This window comes from Flammeovirga sp. MY04 (genome assembly GCF_001682195.2).
GTDB lineage: Bacteria > Bacteroidota > Bacteroidia > Cytophagales > Flammeovirgaceae > Flammeovirga > Flammeovirga yaeyamensis.
In genome coordinates this window covers 898492-917035 of record NZ_CP003561.2, presented here as the reverse complement: position 1 = coordinate 917035, position 18544 = coordinate 898492, and the positions used below count along the sequence as shown (strand labels likewise).

The window sequence follows — 18544 nt, the reverse complement described above, 5'->3', positions numbered from 1 at the left end:
CAACAAACTGAGTTATATAATTCTATAACTATCTTTTCTTCAATGATATATCTATAAATTTTTATGCGCGGCCAAGCTATATAAACATCATTCAAATTAAAAATTAAATGAAAGTATGTTTTACAGAAATGAAATAACAAAGAACTACAACTTCTTTGACCAGCTCACTATGCTCAATTTTTTGAAAATCCCTCTACTACTATTTGCACTTCTCCCACTTCAACTCTTAGGTCAGACTGACTTTCATGAAGCAGAGAACACTAACAAAGGTAATGTAAATGTAAGTAGTACCTATAGCGGGTACTCAGGTTCAGGGTATGTCACAGGTATCACTTCCGAGTGGTCTTATTTAGGTTTTGATAAAAGTAACTCAGAAACTCAAGCAGCACAGATTGTTATTCGATACGCGAATGGACATTCCGGAAACGTCACTCATTTATCTTTAAATGTTGGTTCTGGAAAAGTGGCTGATCTTGTCTTTCCTACTACCGGAGATTGGTCTACATGGGCCGATTTAGTGGTAGACTTTTCTCTTCCTGTTGGTTATCAAAACGTAAAAATCGATGCGATGACGAATTCAAGTAATTCAGTGAATATTGATTACTTGGAACTTCGTTTAGGCGATGATATTCAAGGAGGAAGCGGTACTCCAACTCCAACCCCTCCAGGAAGTTTTAATCAAACTGCTCCTTCAGCGAATGCTGTTGATATTGCTTTGGCTCCTAACCTTTCTTGGGGATCATCAAGCGATGCAGATGATTATACTTTGGTAGTTTCAACCAATAGTAACTTGTCGTCTCCTATTGTCAATACTACAGTGAACGGTACGTCGTATCAGCTTTCTGGATTGAATTATCAAACGCAATATTATTGGGAGGTAACTGCCAATAATACGGATGGTAATACAGTGGCTAGTAATGCTGTTTTATCATTTACAACAGTAGATGAACCTACTTCACCAACCCCTCCGGGTAGCTTCTCTTTAACAGCTCCTTCCAATGGTGCTGCTGATCAAAATACATCTTTGACTTTACAATGGTCAGCTTCTAGCGATGCTACTTCTTACCAAGTTAAAGTATCTACCAACAGTAATTTAAGTGGTAATATAGTTGATCAAACAACAAGTTCTACCTCTTTGGCAATTTCGGGTTTAGCTAACAGTACTACCTATTATTGGGGCGTAACAGCTTCAAATTCGGATGGTTCTGTGGATGCTTCTAACCAAGTTTATTCGTTTACGACAGAAGATGCAGTGGTAGTAAATCCTCCTCCATCAAGTGGAGAGATTTTCGAAGCAGAAAACATGAACAAAGGAAATTGTAATGTAGCAAGTTCTGAATCGGGTTATTCGGGTACAGGTTATATCAAAGACTTTGTAAGTGAGTGGTCATCTGCAAAATTTGAGCAATCATACAATGATGATACTCCAGCTGTATTGAACATCCGTTATTCCAACGGATCAGGTCAAACGATCAATAATATTGATTTAAAGGTAGGTTCGGCAAAAGTGCAAGATTTATCTTTCCCTCCAACAAATGGATGGGGCGATTGGCAAATACTAACTACTGATGCGTTTACGATTCCTGCGGGATATCAAGGAGTTGAATTGGATGGAACGTCAAATGTATCCGTTTCTGTCTATATTGATTATTTAGAACTACTAGATGGTTCATCAGTACCTCCTTCAAGTTTCTCCTTGATTAGTCCTGCTAATAACGCTATCGATGTTTTACCTTCAGTACAATTATCATGGAATGCAGCATCGGGAGCAGATTCATATACCGTAGTGGTCGATAACAATAGTGATTTTTCAAGTCCAGTTTACAACCAACAATTAACAGTCACGAACTGTCAGCCGACTGGTTTGGATTACAGCACTACTTATTATTGGAAAGTAAGTGCGACTAATTCAAATGGTACGACAGAAGGCGGTACTAGAAGTTTTACGACTTCAGATCCTCTTCCATTGCCTGGAGCATTTTCACACACTTCTCCTTTGGATGATGAAGTGGATGTAGCAACAAATGTTTCTTTTTCTTGGGGTAGTTCATCTGATGCAGGTAGCTATGCGATAAAGGTATCAACTAACAGTAACCTTTCTAATCCTCTTGTGGATGTGTCGGGCATTACGGCCACTTCTTATTCGGCCAATCTATCTGATGCTACCACTTATTATTGGCAAGTAACGGCAACTAACCCAACGGGTTCAACTTCATCAACAAAAACGCAATTTACTACTTTAGTCCCTCCTCCTCCAGGAAGCTTTAGTTTGAGTGCTCCGAGTACAAACGCTCAAGATGTAAGTCGTTTCCCTCAGTTTAACTGGTCAGCCGCTTCTGCAGCAACTTCTTATCATATTACTGTGGACGATAATGCTAATTTTAGTAGTCCGGTAATTGATCAATCTGGAATTACATCAACGAGTTATTCTATCGGTAATGCTTTGGATGCCTCAAAAGATTATTACTGGAAAGTAGTAGCAACCAACAGTGTGGGTTCAACAAATGCTTCAAATAATGGCATCAAGTTTACGACTGGAGATGTGGTGACAGGTTCACTCTATGTTTCTACGAGTGGTAGCGATACGAATGGTAATGGTTCTGCGGGTAATCCTTGGAAAACATTGGCGTATGCTGTTTCTCAAATTCCAGCCGGACAGAATAACACCCTTCATATTGCTGCCGGTACTTATGTGGAAACACAGCCTGTAAAAGTACCTGTTGGTGTTAACTTAGAAGGTGCGGGTGTGGATCAAGTAACCATTACCTCTGCAGGTTCAGTTCCAGTAGATGCTGGAGTAGATGTTACTTCTGGTGATTGGAAATTATGGTACCATGGTAGTTTGATTCAATTATACTCTGGTGGATATCAAGGTGGAGATGCAGTATTGTATGGTTCTCCTGATGAAATGATTCCATCATCAAATGGTAATCAATATCTAACAGGTTTTACAGTTGACGGTGCCAACAAACAAGTGAAGGCTGGTATCTGGGTTCAAAACAGAAATAACGTGACAATGCATCATGTAAAAGTTCAGAATTGTGAACAAAGAGGTGCAGTATTTACGCGTAGTGATTTATGGTGGTACGAGCCAATGCCGGAAGGAATGTGGATGCATAATTCTACGATCCACGATGTAGAGTTTATCAATAACGGTGCACAACTGGGAAGCGAAACATTGGGTAACCTTTGTCTTGCAGGTTTAGATGGTGCAGATATTTACAATATCACTATCAATGACAATGTAGGTTACGGTATCAAATTCATTATGGTGGGTCACTATAGAAATGTAAAAATTCACGATTGTGACATCACGGTAAACGAACAAGATGCGGCTTGGGGTGAGAAAATCTCTATTGAACTTTGGAACCTTGATCAAGGAAATGAGGTGTACAATATCAATTGTAACACTTGGCATTCTTATGTAAACCACGGTCAGATTACAGAATACGAGCCAACAGGTGATGAAGTCAACAACCTAAAGATTCGTAATGTAGTGATGATTGATGAAGATGGTTCTTCTGGAAAAGAAGCGATAGAAGCAGCTTTATCTGGTGTGGAAATCTCAGATTGTTATTTCCAAGACAAAGGTTTCGGTATTGCGATCTGGAACGGTCAGGGACAAACATTAAAGAAGAACTTCTTGATTAAGAATAACATCATCAATAATGTAGCGAGACAGCCTAATTTTGGCTTTGGTAATAGTGCTGCGGTATTTATTCCAGACCCTGCCACTAACGTGATGATTTACAATAATGTATTTGATAAAATGGGTGTTGCCTTGGATTTAGGTCCAGCGACAAACGTGGACATCAAAAACAATATTTTCTATATGACAGAAGGTGATGATGTGAAAGGTGGTTCCGGTAGTGCTTCTCATAACTTGAAGTACCATACAAATTCACAAAAATCAGCCTTTAATTCGTCTTTATCGGGATCAAACAATATCTCTGGAAATCCTGGATTGGTGGAAACGGGTAATCGTGTGACTACATTTTATGAGCCAGCATCAAATAGTAGTTTGGTAGTAGATGCGGGTACTGATATTGGCGATGCATTCAGTGGTTCTGCTCCAGATATTGGACGTTGGGAATACAATTCAGTGCCTACACAAGCACCGGGTAGTTTCTCATTAAACTCACCAAGTAACAATGCAAACGATGTATCAGTTACTCCAGTCTTAACTTGGGGAGCTGCTTTGTATGCACAATCGTATCAAGTGGATGTAGCCACAAATTCTAGTTTCAGTAATATTGTATATACACAATCGGGAATTACGGATAATTCTCATGTGGTTACTGCTATTTTGGATAACAATAAAGTCTATTATTGGAGAGTGAAAGCGGTGAATGTCGTAGGAAATACCAATGCTTCGAATAATGGTCAGAAATTTACTACAGAAGATGTTACTCCTGCTCCTGGTGGATTTACGTTGAACTCACCAAGTGGAAATGGGGTATCAAAAACACCTCAATTCTCATGGAATGCTTCTTCGGATGCTGCTAGTTACACAGTTGTTGTTTCTACTCAAAGTAATTTCTCGAATCCAACGATTAATCAATCAGGTATTGCGACAACAAGCTTTACGCCAACGGTGCCATTAAATGATGAAACGACGTATTATTGGAAAGTCACTGCAGTTAATGTAATAGGCACTGCTGACGCCTCAAATAATGGTTTATCGTTTACAACAGTTTCAGGTCCATTGGTGGGCGATGGTTTAGTGAACTTAGAAAAGTGGGACAGTATTGAAGGTGATGACATTGTGAACTTAACTTCCCATGTGAATTATCCTAACTATCCTGATGCAGTTTCTAAAGTAAACTCTACACAAACACCTTCTGAACAAGGTTCTGATTTTGGTCAGCGTCTTTGGGGTTATTTATTACCTACCGTTACGGGAAGCTATGAGTTCGCCGTATCAGGTGATGATGATGTGGAGTTATGGTTAAGTACAGATGCTTACAAAGCCAATAAGGTAAGAGTGGCTTATTTTGATGGTTGGACGTATGCAGGGAACTACGATAAATATCCTACTCAGAAATCGGGCGGTATTACTTTAGAAGCAGGTAAAGAATATTATTTCGAGGTGCTTCATAAAGAGAAAGATGGTGGTGACCATGCACAAATGGCATGGAAAAAACCTGGTGATAGCGATTGGAGTATCGTAAGTGGTAATGTTTTATCAAGTTACTTATTATCGAACTTACCGGCTCCTGAAGCCTTTACATTAAGTGCTCCAGCGAATTCATCGAATGGTGTTTCAAGAGTGCCTACATTTACATGGTTAGCTTCGAATTTAGCGACATCTTATGATTTAGTGGTGTCTACTAATTCGAATTTAAGTAATCCAATTGTGGATGCTAGAGGTTTAGAAACGAACTCTTACACTGTTCCTACTACTGATGCTTTCCCAACAAGTACAACGTATTATTGGGCAGTGACAGCTGTAAACGAAGGCGGAACATTAGATGCAAGTAATAATACATTCAGTTTCACAACAGAAGCACAACCTTTACCGGGAGATTTCTCTATTATTCAGCCGACTGATGGAGTAACGGGTACTTCGTGGAATCCTTTCTTCACTTGGAGTAGTTCATTTGAAGCAGATAGTTATACGATCGTTGTTTCTGAAAATAGTAATCTATCTAGTCCAGTAATTAGTGAGTCTGGAATTACGTCTACGGGTTATACAGTCACCAACTCATTGAACGCAACGACGAAATACTATTGGAAAGTGACTGCCGTGAATTCTTCGGGTTCAACTGATGTAACAGGTGGAGTAGCCGATTTTACCACTGGTAATCAAGATGGTTTAGTTCACGTAAAACTTTCGGGTAATGATGGAAGTGGAAACGGTACAGCAAGTAATCCATACCGTACCGTAGCTTATGCAGCATCTCAAGTAGTCGCTGATCAAGGCAAAACCATCTTTGTTCACCCTGGTGAGTATATTGAAACGAGTGAGATCCAAATACCAACAGGTGTCAACTTGTTAGGTTCTGGTGAAGGAGTGACAATTCTTAAAGCAGGTAACTTAGGTTCTGGCGGTGGAAAAGAGGATTATGTAGGTTCTCTTATTCAGTTGATCTCCCCTTCTTATGTGGTTGATCAATACAGTCCGGCTATTGCTCCTGCAAACGGAAATCAAACAATCTCTGGATTTACAATTGATGGTTATAACCGTAGTTTGAAAGCAGGTCTTTGGTTACAAGCTAGAGATAATGTGACCATACATCATGTCACTATTCAAAATACAGCACAACGTGGTGCAGTAGCTTGTTTTGGTCAGAAACAAGGACGTGAAGAGCCTCCATATTACATCAAAAATTTAGTGATGCACGATATGTCGTTTATCGATGCGGCCGCTGACTTAAGTGATGAATCTTTGGGTAACCTTTGTATAGCTCATACAGATGGAGCAGAGATTTATAATATTGATATTGATTGTCAGTATGGTTATGGTATCAAGTTTATCTTCGAAGGGTATTACAAAAACACCAAGATTCACGATTGTACAATCTCAGTCAACGAAGACGATCCATTATGGACAGAAGACATCGCTATTGAGCTTTGGAACTTAGGCCCTGGAAATGAGGTGTATCGTTTGGATGCCAATACTTGGTTCTCTTTTGTGAACTGGGCAAATACATTCAATAATCCAGCTTCTGCAGGTGCTCATCTTAAAGTATATGATTGTAAAATTATTGATAACGATGGCACTTCATTAAAAGAAGCGATTGAGGTAGCTTGTTCAGGAACTGAAGTGTACGGTAACTACATCGAAAACAAAGGTTGGGGTATTGCACAATGGTTACAAGCAGAAAGAAAAGTGACCATCAGAAACAATATCTTTAGAAATACGCAACCTCAAGCGGTTTGGGCAGATGCAGGAGCCATCTTTATTGTGGCGGATGAAGTTCCGAAAATGGAAGACATCAAAATTCACAACAATGTTTTTGATAATCTTGTGACAGGTGGTGGTTCTCCATTGAAAGTGATTTCCGTTTGGAAAGGTACAGTAGATGGATTGGATATCGCCAATAACGTCTCAACAAATATGTTAGCAGAAACTTACGATTTCTATTTGTATGGTGCTGCATCGGTAAGTAATGCTAATTACAGAAATAACATGAGAGATGTTGCACATAATGTAACAGGTATCACTTCACAATCGGGCAACTTAGTGGCCAACCCTCAGTTCAAAGCAACAGGACAACGTTGGGAGGATTATTATGCCCCGGCAACATCAAATAGTAATTTGGTAGATGCAGGTGTAGATGTTGGTCATCCATACAACGGTTCTGCTCCAGATATTGGAGCTTTTGAATATGGTACATCTGGATCAAGAACGACTAACATTGGCCTTCAGGAAGAGTTAAAAGTATTGCTAACTCCTAACCCTGCCAATGAATATACAGTTATTTCTGCTCCTCAAAATGTGGTCATAGAAACCATACAATTGCTTTCATCAGAAGGTAAGGTGATGCGAGTGTTATCCCCTTCAGAAAGGAATGTAAGAATCACTACAGGGAATTTACCATCTGGTTTATACTTTGTGATGTTACATACAAATGAAGGTGCTATCACTAAGAAATTAATAGTTAGATAGAAAGTTTTAAAATCAGTAATAATGTGAAACGAGTCTATAGATTATAGGCTCGTTTTTTTATTCGATTACATTTATATAATGACTTGTAAGATGACAGTAGTGAGAACTTATATATTGTTAGTATAATTCTCAAATACCTTTTGATCCCATATGTAATTAACATTAAAATCATTACTTGGAGTTAATTCAAATTTTAATACATTCCATTGTTTAAAATTTAATTTTTCAGTCAACTTCTTTAAAATTACTACATCATCAGTTGGTAATGGAAAATTCAATGGAATACTCTCTCTTATAGAAGAATAAAAATAACAAAGACTAAATGTTACAAAATCATCATGTAAATATTATACAGCTAAAACCGATTTATCCCATTTTTCAATATTATTATCTTTTAATGAATCTAATATTGCCGTTCCTAAATTCAAGTAAATATCTTTTTCATTCATATTATTAATTTGTTTATTTTCTCCCTTTTGTTTAAAATCCAATATTTAATAGAAAGTGCGGTCCAGTTTTTGAGCGGATAGAGCATATCTAAGTACAGTAGAGGAAATTTGTAAATAAACTATAAAGGTCTAATCAACAAATTTGTCACCTTTTCCTTTTCAAGAATTTTTTTAACTCTTTCTGTACAAACACAAACAAGTGTGTCTTTTAATAAAAAAAAATCTGAGCCATTCCAAGTTTTAATATCAAACTCTACTTTTCCTTCGTTTTTAAAAGAATCACTATCTCGATTACTTATTGGCCCAGCATAGGAATTTACAATAAATAGATAATAGTCATAATTTAACTCTTCTATTAAAGGTTCTAATACGCTAAATCCTTTAATATTATTTTCCCTTAAAATCTTTAGAAGCCTTGAATTAATTAAATAAAAAGACCCAAAGCCACCTTCAACATCTATAATTTCAGTCATTACCCCTTTTTTAATCAACCTGAAAGGAGTTTCAGCTAAAACTTCAATCTGATTAGAAAAAGGTGACCAAAAATTAAAGCCGTTTATTCTACTAGCTTGAACTTTAGTTGAAGACTCTTCTTGATTAGATTTTATTGTATAAAATTGCATATCGAGTAACATTTAATATTTCTGCTTACAATGGTTAGAGACTTCTCCAGTCACATCATTCTTCATCACTCCCATTGTATTCCAGTTGCATCTCGAAGATACTAATATTTCGTAATACCTATAGAAAATATTGAATTTTAGACACTTTATTTCCACTGCAGGCAGATTGGTAAGACATTTAATTAATTCCAGATTGTTTAGAGTTGAAGCCCTGTTCATATAAGAAGTGTATTACTTTAGCTTCTAATACTTAAAGGGTATACTAATAGTGTTTCTGAGCTAAACAAAAAATAGTATCTTTACCCCATAATAAATAAACTTATCATGTGTAATTCAAGATATATCAATCCGTTTACGGATTTCGGTTTTAAGAAAATATTTGGTGAAGAAGCCAATAAGGATATTCTTATTGATTTCTTGAATTCTGTTCTCCCTGCTGAAGATCAAATATACGATTTGAATTATAAGTCAACTGAACATTTACCCACGAATGATACTGACAGAAAAGCTATTTACGATTTATATTGTGAAAATGAATTAGGTGAAAAATTCATTGTTGAATTACAACGTGCTGAACAAACACATTTTAAAGATAGAACGATATATTATTCTAGTTTTCCAATTCAAGAACAAGCAAAAAAAGGGAAAGGATGGGATTATGAATTGAAGGCTGTCTATGTAATTTCTATCATGGACTTTATTTTTGATGAACAGGAAAAAGATTTTCATCACATCATTCAACTCAAAGATCAAAAGAATCAGGTATTTTATGACAAATTGAAATTTGTCTATTTAGAGCTTCCTAAATTTAGAAAACAAGAAAGTGAGTTAAATTCTAACTTCGATAAATGGCTCTACCTACTCAATAATATTACAACTTTCGAACAAATGCCTTCGGTATTGAAAGAACATATCTTTAGAAAAGTATTAAAAATTGCAGAATATACTGCTTTACCTAAACAAGATCAGGAAATGTATGATGAAGATTTGAAGCGTTTTAGGGATTATGTAAATACTTTGGATGCTAGAGAGAAAAGAGGAGAAAAGAAAAGGGCAGTTGAAATCGCTAAATCCATGCTTCAAGATGGTTTAGACATAGAAAAAATTGCTTTGTATTCTGGTTTGAGTGTTGATGAAGTGAAAAAGATATCTGAAATTAATGACTAAGAATTCAGATGTAATAATAAAAATCTAGTATTCTAACTAAGGTTGTTTCATAAATTAATGATACGACCTTTTTTGTTATAAGTTAAAAACTTATACGTTGAACAAGTTCGTAATGTCGCTACCGCTTAACATTTCGAACAGCATTGCCACTCTCCTATTAATTCCTTTACACTTCATAATAGCTGATAACATTAAACTATAAAAACACACAAAACCACAGCAATACCAACAAAATCTAAATTTTTAATATTTTTATTTCTCAAAAGTGAGTTAAGCCAAGGAAAAGCATCTTTATATATATGAAAATGCAGTTTCTTTTTTCTAATTAGATAATGAATAAGTACAAAGATTATAAAGCGGCGGACTTCCTACAAGAGGAAGGATTTGTAAGTTGGTTGAAGGAGCCCTTAGGTGAAGATAAGGACGCTCAGTTCTGGAATGATTGGGTGAGTCATCATCCTGAATATTATGATGAGATACAGAAAGCAAAAAAAATGTACCTCAAAATAGTAGAGCCGGAATTCGAAGACTTCGAAGTGGTGAGAGCGAAAGATAGAGTAAAAGATCGATTAAAATCATCGATTATACAGCATCAAGTAGGTCATACGAATGAAATGAATGAAAAAGCTTCTCTCGGAGTTTGGAAAAACGTGACAAGATATGCCGCCGCTGTCGCAGTAATTATTGGTACAATAGGATGGTTTAATTCATCCGAAATTTCGCAATTTTTTGATACTAATTTAGTGAGTATCGAAAACAATAGGAGTCATTCCACAACTGTGTTACTATCAGATGGCAGTTCAGTAGTACTATCGCCAAATAGTACGCTGAAATACCCTAAAAGCTTTGACAACGACCTTCGAAAGGTGTATTTAAAAGGTGAGGGATTTTTTGAAATTGCCAAAAATAAAAAGAAACCATTCATCGTATCTTCAGAAAATGTAACTACTCGTGTAGTAGGAACAAGTTTTAGTATCAAGGACTTTTCTGATGGTGAAAACTCTATGGTGTCTGTTGTGACAGGTAAAGTAGCCGTTTTCACAGAAGAAGCTTCGGATAAAGATATCTTATCTGGAGTGACTAAAGGGGAAATCTTAATCGAAAAGCAAGCACTTCGATTAAACAATGCCTCTAAGCAAGTAACGATGATGGACAATGCCGATCACATTTCTTCAACATTTACTTTTGTAGGTGCACCTGTGACTTACGTGGTCGATGTACTTGAAAAATTTTATGGTGTAGAAATCATCATGGATAGATCTAAATTGGGATCATGTCAGCTTAATGCGACCTTGCTTGACATGTCTTTCCAAGACAAAATTAAAGTGATCTGTCAAGCCATGGGGTATTCTTACAGAATGGAGAAAAATACAGTCATACTATCTGGGCAAGGTTGTCCTTAAAGTGTGAAGCTCTCCAAAAAACATGAAATTTGATCTGCATTTTCATTAAAAAAAGGTCAGTAGTGAAGTACCGACCTTTTCAATAATACAAAATCCTAATGCGACAAAGGACTGAGTATTAATAAGATGTTTAATAAAATCATTTCAAAGTTATGAAAAAAATTCCAAAACCTGATATGAAACGGTACTCATTTATCAGGCTAGCTTTTCATTGCTTGTGTTTTTTAAGCTTTATAAGCCTTTTTGGTCTCTCTAATCACTTAAATGCACAAACTGTAGCAGCTAATAAAATTACTCTTACTATTAAGAATCAAAGCCTGAAACAAGTTATTACAGATCTTAAAGAAAAAACTAATTATGATTTTATCTATGTTAGTCATTTATTTGACGACTACAACAATATAAATTTCTCTTGTTCTGAAGCTTCTATTGAAGAGGTACTTACACAATTGTTATCCAACAAGCCTATCAAGTTTGCCATTGAGAATAATAAAGTGATTTTCTCTAGAGATGACACAAAAGTAATTTCTGAAGAAGAACCAGAACAAGAAAGTAAAAAAGTAAAGGTATTTGGGATCGTTACTGATGATACAGGAATGACGATCCCAGGAGCCAATGTTATCATTAAAGGAACCACAATTGGTGCATCTACCGATTTTGAAGGTAAATTCACCATGCTTGTAGATAAATTTAACTACTTGATGATATCAGCAATTGGTTACAAAACTCAAGAGTTTAGAGTAGGCAATAGAACATCTTTCAATGTACAATTAGTTAGAGAAGTAACCGCTTTAGAAGAAGTACTTGTTGTGGGTTATGGTACACAAAAGAAAGCAGATATTATTGGGTCTGTTTCTTCCGTGAAGGGTGATGCCCTAGAAGTGACTCAAAATCCAAGTTTTGAAGCGAGTTTACAAGGTATGGCCGCAGGTGTATCTGTACAAACTTCTGGTGGTGCTCCTGGTGCTAGAACGGTTATTAAAATTAGAGGTACTGGTTCTATTAACTCTAGTACTGACCCTTTATGGGTGATTGATGGTATGCCGGTGTATAGTAATCCATATGGTTTAGGAAGCTCCGGACAAAGCCCAATGTCTTTGATTAATCCCAATGATATTGAAAGTATTGAGGTTTTGAAAGATGCAGCAGCCACTTCTATTTATGGATCTAGAGGTTCGAATGGTGTTATCTTAGTTACTACCAAAAGTGGTAAAAAAGGAACAGGCTATACTTCTTTCTCTCATTCTACAGGTTTTTCTCAACTGACTCGAACGCCACAAGATTTAGGTTATTCCAATACAAACGATTGGTTTGGTATTATGGACGAAGCGTATCAGAATACTTATTCAAGAGATTTTAAAACAAGTGATCACTACCGCTTCTCTCCTTTTGCAACTACTAAAATTGATAGAGAAGATGCTGAAAAAATCAATACCGATTGGTTTAATGAACTCTTTAGACCAGGTGTGTATCACGATTACAATTTGTCAAGTTCTAGAGGTTTTGATGACCTAGCACTTTATATTTCAGCAAACTATAGAAATGATAAAGGGGTACAAAATCACAATAATTTTGAGCGTTTTGGTCTTTTATCCAACCTTGATTTCAAACCTGGTGGAGATCGTTTAAAATTCGGAGCGAAAATCAATATTGCTTATACAAATAACGAAAGAAGAGAAAGTGGTACAACAAGTGTAATCACTTATGCCTTACCTTGGTTCCCTGTTCAGGATCCTGACAATCCTACGAACTACTACAACCCCTACACGGGATCCAATCCAGTTGCCATGAATGATCCAAGAAACACATTAAACAATGTGAAGCAATACCGTGGATTGGCAGGTCTTTACTTGGATTATAAAATCCCTGGTGTGGATGGACTATCGTTCCGCTCAGAATTATCTACTGATATCTTACAAAGTAATGTGGTAGAATGGCAGAGTAAAGACATTTATTTAAATGGTGGTCAAGAACCTACATCTAGAGCACGAGAGGAAGCCGTTACTTATTCTAGTATTAACCTGAATGGTTTTCTTACTTATCAAAAAACATTTGAGAAACATGATTTCAATATTGTGGGTGGTTTAGAAACACAGCAAATGAGTCAGTATTCAAGAGTTTTACAAGGAGAAGGATTGACAGGCATCTATCAAGAATTAGGTAATCCTAATGTAATGACCGATATGTATGCCGGTTTAAACGGAGAACGTTACTTAATGGGTTTCTTTGGTCGTTTTAATTATAAATTCAACAATAAATATTTATTTGGTATCAGTTTAAGAAGGGATGGAACTTCTGCATTTACAGCTGACCACCGTTGGGGTACTTTTATAGCTGCTTCTGCAGGATGGTTCTTATCTGACGAACCTTTTATGGACTTTTTAGGTGATGATGTCACTTTAAAACTAAGAGGTAGTTATGGAGAAACAGGTAACCAAAATGTTCAATCGGGTCTAGATGTAATTAACTATAACGGAAATGTTTCTTATGGTGGCCAAGGTATCATGGGTGTGAATGGTACATTGCCTATCAACCTCGCCGTAAACAACTTGACCTGGGAAACCACAAGAAGTGCCGATGTTGGTCTAGACTTTGGGTTCTTGGGTAATAAAATCAATGGTTCCATTGCCTATTATTCAAGATATGTAGATGGTATGTTACTTCCTGTTCCTGTACCATGGTCAGCAGGTGTATCTTCGGATAATTTAGATTTTGGACAAGGTACCTACGATTACGATAAGAACTCCATTTTTAGTAATGTGGGTGATATGATCAACTCTGGTTTAGAATTAGAATTTTATACTGTTAATATCAAAAAAGGAAGTTTCGAGTGGAGAACTAGTTTTAATATCGCTTTGAACAAAAACGAAATTATTAGTCTAACTCCAGAATTAGATGATACTGGTAAAGGGTTAATCCACAGTAATACTCCTTCAGTATCAAGATCTAGTAGAAAAAGAAAAGAATGGTATATTTCTGATTGGGCAGGTGTAGACCCAACCACAGGGGTACCGATGATCTATGTTGTCGATCAAAATCACTATAATCAAACTGGGGAAACAAGAAGAGCTCAGAACTCTGCAGGTCAAGATAGTTTAACTTATGCTACAACGACCAATATGGAACAAAACAGGTTCTATCAAGAAGGTAAATCTGCAGATCCTACCTATTATGGTGGTATCACCAACTCATTCAACTTTAAAGGTTTTGACTTCAGCTTCATGTTTACTTTCTCAGGTGGAAATTATATTATGGATTATGACCGTCAGATTTCTACAGTACCTAATGAGACGAGAATGTTATTATCTGAAGTGAGAACAGACTCATGGAAGAAGGAAGGTGATATTGCTAAATATCCTCAATTAAGAGCAAGAGGTACTTACATTGTTGATGGAAAACCAATGACAGGATTCGACAACTCAGATGTATATCATAATAGAGAACTTTATAAAGGCGATTTTATCCGTTTAAGAAATGTCTCTCTTGGGTATAATTTCTCTGATCAGTTATGCAGTAAACTGAGAATGAAATCATTTAGAATTTATGTACAAGGCACCAACTTATGGACATTTACAGAATATCCAGGCTTTGATCCTGAAGGTGCTGAATTTGTAAAATTCTCTTCATCAATACCTCAAACTAAATCTGTTGTAATTGGACTAAATGCCAACTTCTAAAGAAGTATGAACTATGAAATATATTAGACTATTACTTATCATCATTACTCTATCTTTAAGCAGTTGCGAAAACTACTTTGATTTAGAACGACCACCACAAAATCCTTGGACCACCATTGATGAGTTCGAAAGAGTTCCTATTGGATTGTATGCTAGTGTTTACAGTGGTCATCATTGGAATATCCCTTACGTGAATTATGCTATTTTCAAAAATAGCATGGGTGATGACGTAAATTGGGTAAGTGATCCAAGTTGGGGCTATTGGAGAAACACAAAAGAACACAATACATGGTCAAAAAGAAACTTTAATTTGTTGTACAGAACCATAAGTTCTGCAAATAATGCTTTAGAATTTATTGCTGACAACAATGGAGACCCTTTCCCTGGAGCAAGCGATGAAGATAAAAGAAATAACTTCGATAGAATTGTAGGTGAAATTTATTTCATGAGAGGTATGGCCTATTATTATCTTCAGACTTTCTATGGTCATGCCTACTCTCCTTCTGGTAATAACAATACACCGGACTTGCCTTTGCGTTTGACATATCCAAAATCATTAGAAGAAGCTAAAAGTCCAGAAATTGGTACTACACAGCAAATTTTTGATTTGATTCTAAGTGATTTCAAAAAAGCTACAGAATTGCTACCTGATAAATATTTAGAAGGGGTACATCATCAAAGTTATTCGGTAAGAGCCAATAAATTTGCTGCTAAAGCGATGTTGATGAAGGTGCATTTTTCAAGAGGTGAATATAACGATGCTTTATCACTTTGTAATGAGATAATTGATCAAAATGGTGGTGAATATGATTTGTCGGAAGATCCTATTGAAGCTTTTAATAAAGTGGGGCTAGAAAGAGGAAGAGAAACGATTTTCTATATTCCTTTCTATGATATCACTTTAGCTACTCCTCATCACTTTAGTGTAATTAACCATACGTACGAAAATAATTTGATGTGTAGTTGGACAGAGAATAGAATGTCGAATACACTGATCAATAAGTTAAATTGGTTGAAGGAGCCCAACTCTATTTTATTCAATATCGAAGCTCGTAGAGATAAACGATTCCAACAGTTAATGGCGGTTCGTTATCCTACAGATAAAGCCAGTGGAAATATGGATGTCGATTCTAGAGTTGAAATCCAAGATGTGACCACAGTTTGGCCATTTAAATATTATAAGAGTGCAGAACTATTCTTTACAAACGTACCTTTAATTCGTTTAGGAGAAATTCAGTTGACTAGAAGTATTCTACGATTTAAAAATGGTGATTTAACTGGTTCTGCAAGTGATCTGAATAAAGTAAGACAACGTTCTTGGGATGAAGCAGTGGGTGGTACATTTGTCGAAATTTCTACAGGAGATTTGACAGAAGATTTGATTCATACAGAGCGTATGGTAGAAATGTTTGGCGAGCCTGACCGTGTGGATTATTTAAGATCTTTAAAAATGAATATCCCTCCTGGAGATAGAGAAGGTTTTGCCACAGAACCTTACGATAGTGAAAGTTTTGTTTGGGCAATTCCAACAGAAGAAAGTATCTATAACGAGAATTTATAAAAAGTTGAATTCAATATTGATCCTCTTCGGAGGACTGTAGTACTCTAATTTTCATTTGGACAAGTGTACGGACGTTGCTCTGCAGCGTCCCTACTTCCCAAATTCATATTATTCCATTCTCATGAAAATGCTAACATACATTTTACCTCTTTTTCTAATGATCGGTTGTAAAGAACAACTGGATACTACAGAAAAAGAACCTGAAATCATTTACTCAACATTTGATTTAGTATCTCCAGCACATCAAGTAATTGATGTTGAAGTGATGCCTTCTTTTGAGTGGGATACAGTCGGAAATGTTTCCTATTATCAATTACAAATAGCTTATGATTCTTTATTCAATAATGTTGTTTTAGAACAAGAAACTACAGAACATAAGATTACTTTAGAAGAAGAATTACCCTATGGTGCTTATCTATTCTGGAGAGTTTTAATTTTTGATGATAACGACACTCAAGTTGGAAAGTCGTTATCCCATTATCAGTTAAGGACAATTTTTGGTGAAGCCTCTCCTTCTCCATCACAAATTATATATTATGTTTCCCCAAATGGCATTGATCATCCTTTATCAGGAACAATCGATCAGCCTTTTAAATCTATTTCATATGCCGTTCATTTTGTCCCTGAAAATGAAAATGATACTCTTTATATTTTGAAAGGAGAGTATCAGGAAGTGGAGCCGATTATAATAAAGCCTGGAATACATTTAAAAGGCGAAAATACAGAGAATGTGATCATCCGTTCTAGTGGTGTGAGTATACCCGACAATATCAATAAGTTATCAAAAGATTATTGCAATTGGTATGAAGGGAGTTTAATTCAATTAATTTCTCCAGATCGTGAGGTAAAACGATATTTGGGTTCTAAAGCACTTGTTCCAGTTGATGGGAATCAATCAGTAAGTCATTTAACAATTGATGGTGAGAATAAACAACTGAAAGCAGGACTTTGGGTAGAAAATAGAAATAACATTCATCTTCATGATTTAACTATCAAAAACTGTGAGATGAGAGGGGCTGTAATTGCAGCAGGAAACAAAGAATGGTACAAAGAACCTGAGTATTATTTAGAAGATATTCGAGTAAATGATTGTTCGTTTATCAATAGCAGTAAAGATTTTGATAATGGTTCTTCTGGAAACTTGAATTTGGGACAATTAAAGGGTGCTGAGATCTATAACATTCAAATTGATGATGACGAAGGGTATGGTATCAAATTTATGTTTGATGGGTATTTTAGGAATTGCGAATTCTATAATATCATTACAAATTTAAGCGAGGAAGATGAGTTATGGGGCGAAGATATTGCTATTGAATTATGGAATTTAGGCCCTGGAAATAAGGTACATGATGTTGAATCAAATACTTGGTTGTCTTTGGTAAACCACCCTAAAATATTTAATGCAAAAGCTTCATCATTAAACATTGAAGTTTATAATATTCATATATCAGATCAAAATAAGGTCAGCTCAAAAGAAGGATTAGAAATTGGTACTCCTCATGTTTTGATTCGAGATTGTTTGATTGAAAACAAGGGAAAGGGCATTGCGTTATGGAATATGGGAAGGGAAAATATCCACATCAGAAATAATATTTTTCGAAATGATCGCTACCAATACAATTGGGCAGGTGGTTCTGGAGTTTATATTGATAACAGCCAAGAATGGACTTTTGATGATATCCACATTTACAATAATGTATTTGACAAAAATGTCTATGGTATCTTGATAAAAGGTAAGAATTTAGGAGAGTTCAATATTCACAATAACTTATTTATCGAAAACAAAACATTCGATGTCTCCACTGTTGGTGGTCAGGTGATGTTTACCCATAATTTTCTGGATGGATCTGAATGGAAACTCTCTGATCAAATCACTGAAAGTCAAAACCTTTTTGGTGATGCTATGATTTGGAAAACTGGGGAGATGAGTAATCAATATTATGTTCCAAAAGTGGGTAGTCCACTTATTGATGCAGGTAAAGATATGGATCAACCTTTTGAGGGAAGTGCTCCTGATATTGGGTATTTTGAAACTTCTACAACAAACTAAAA

At 36.0% G+C, this 18544-nt stretch carries 8 protein-coding genes; 6 read left to right on the top strand and 2 right to left on the bottom strand.

The features are described 5' to 3' along the window. Nucleotides 1–169: 169 nt before the first annotated feature. On the top strand, nt 170–7612 hold the full coding sequence (locus tag MY04_RS23550) for a fibronectin type III domain-containing protein (protein WP_066214938.1): 7443 nt from the start codon (nt 170–172) through the stop codon (nt 7610–7612). Nucleotides 7613–7959: 347 nt separating this feature from the next. Here the strand turns inward: MY04_RS23550 and MY04_RS23545 are convergent, their stop codons facing one another. Together MY04_RS23545 and MY04_RS23540 are read right to left on the bottom strand one after the other, a co-directional pair. Continuing rightward, nucleotides 7960–8103 carry a hypothetical protein gene (locus MY04_RS23545; protein WP_158297879.1) on the bottom strand — a complete coding sequence of 48 codons (144 nt, stop codon included), beginning with the start codon at nt 8101–8103 and terminating at the stop codon, nt 7960–7962. A 77-nt stretch (nt 8104–8180) separates the two neighbouring features. Continuing rightward, nucleotides 8181–8696, bottom strand: coding sequence for a hypothetical protein (locus MY04_RS23540; protein ID WP_158297878.1), 516 nt, complete (start codon nt 8694–8696; stop codon nt 8181–8183). A gap of 312 nt (nt 8697–9008) precedes the next feature. On the opposite strand from MY04_RS23540, the gene MY04_RS23535 reads away from it, so the two are divergent. From MY04_RS23535 to MY04_RS23515, 5 genes are all read left to right on the top strand, one after another. Further along, a complete protein-coding gene (locus MY04_RS23535; protein ID WP_066214935.1) occupies nt 9009–9851 on the top strand; it encodes an Rpn family recombination-promoting nuclease/putative transposase in 843 nt (280 codons plus the stop codon). A gap of 332 nt (nt 9852–10183) precedes the next feature. Next, entirely contained in the window at nt 10184–11254 is a 1071-nt protein-coding gene (locus tag MY04_RS23530) for a FecR family protein (RefSeq protein WP_066214933.1), read from the top strand. 152 nt (nt 11255–11406) lie between these two features. Beyond that, entirely contained in the window at nt 11407–14931 is a 3525-nt protein-coding gene (locus MY04_RS23525; RefSeq protein ID WP_066214931.1) for a SusC/RagA family TonB-linked outer membrane protein, read from the top strand. Nucleotides 14932–14944: 13 nt separating this feature from the next. Next, on the top strand, nt 14945–16492 hold the full coding sequence (locus tag MY04_RS23520; RefSeq protein WP_066214929.1) for a RagB/SusD family nutrient uptake outer membrane protein: 1548 nt from the start codon (nt 14945–14947) through the stop codon (nt 16490–16492). Nucleotides 16493–16613: 121 nt separating this feature from the next. After that, nucleotides 16614–18542 carry a right-handed parallel beta-helix repeat-containing protein gene (locus MY04_RS23515; protein WP_084006101.1) on the top strand — a complete coding sequence of 643 codons (1929 nt, stop codon included), beginning with the start codon at nt 16614–16616 and terminating at the stop codon, nt 18540–18542. The last annotated feature ends 2 nt before the right edge of the window (nt 18543–18544 follow it).

What these genes read in the sequence shown, in the direction of transcription:
- MY04_RS23550 (WP_066214938.1), top strand. Translation starts at nt 170, where the DNA reads ATGCTCAATTTTTTGAAAATCCCTCTACTACTATTTGCACTTCTCCCA.
- MY04_RS23540 (WP_158297878.1), bottom strand. Translation starts at nt 8,696, where the DNA reads ATGTTACTCGATATGCAATTTTATACAATAAAATCTAATCAAGAAGAG.
- MY04_RS23535 (WP_066214935.1), top strand. Translation starts at nt 9,009, where the DNA reads ATGTGTAATTCAAGATATATCAATCCGTTTACGGATTTCGGTTTTAAG.
- MY04_RS23530 (WP_066214933.1), top strand. Translation starts at nt 10,184, where the DNA reads ATGAATAAGTACAAAGATTATAAAGCGGCGGACTTCCTACAAGAGGAA.
- MY04_RS23525 (WP_066214931.1), top strand. Translation starts at nt 11,407, where the DNA reads ATGAAAAAAATTCCAAAACCTGATATGAAACGGTACTCATTTATCAGG.
- MY04_RS23520 (WP_066214929.1), top strand. Translation starts at nt 14,945, where the DNA reads ATGAAATATATTAGACTATTACTTATCATCATTACTCTATCTTTAAGC.
- MY04_RS23515 (WP_084006101.1), top strand. Translation starts at nt 16,614, where the DNA reads ATGAAAATGCTAACATACATTTTACCTCTTTTTCTAATGATCGGTTGT.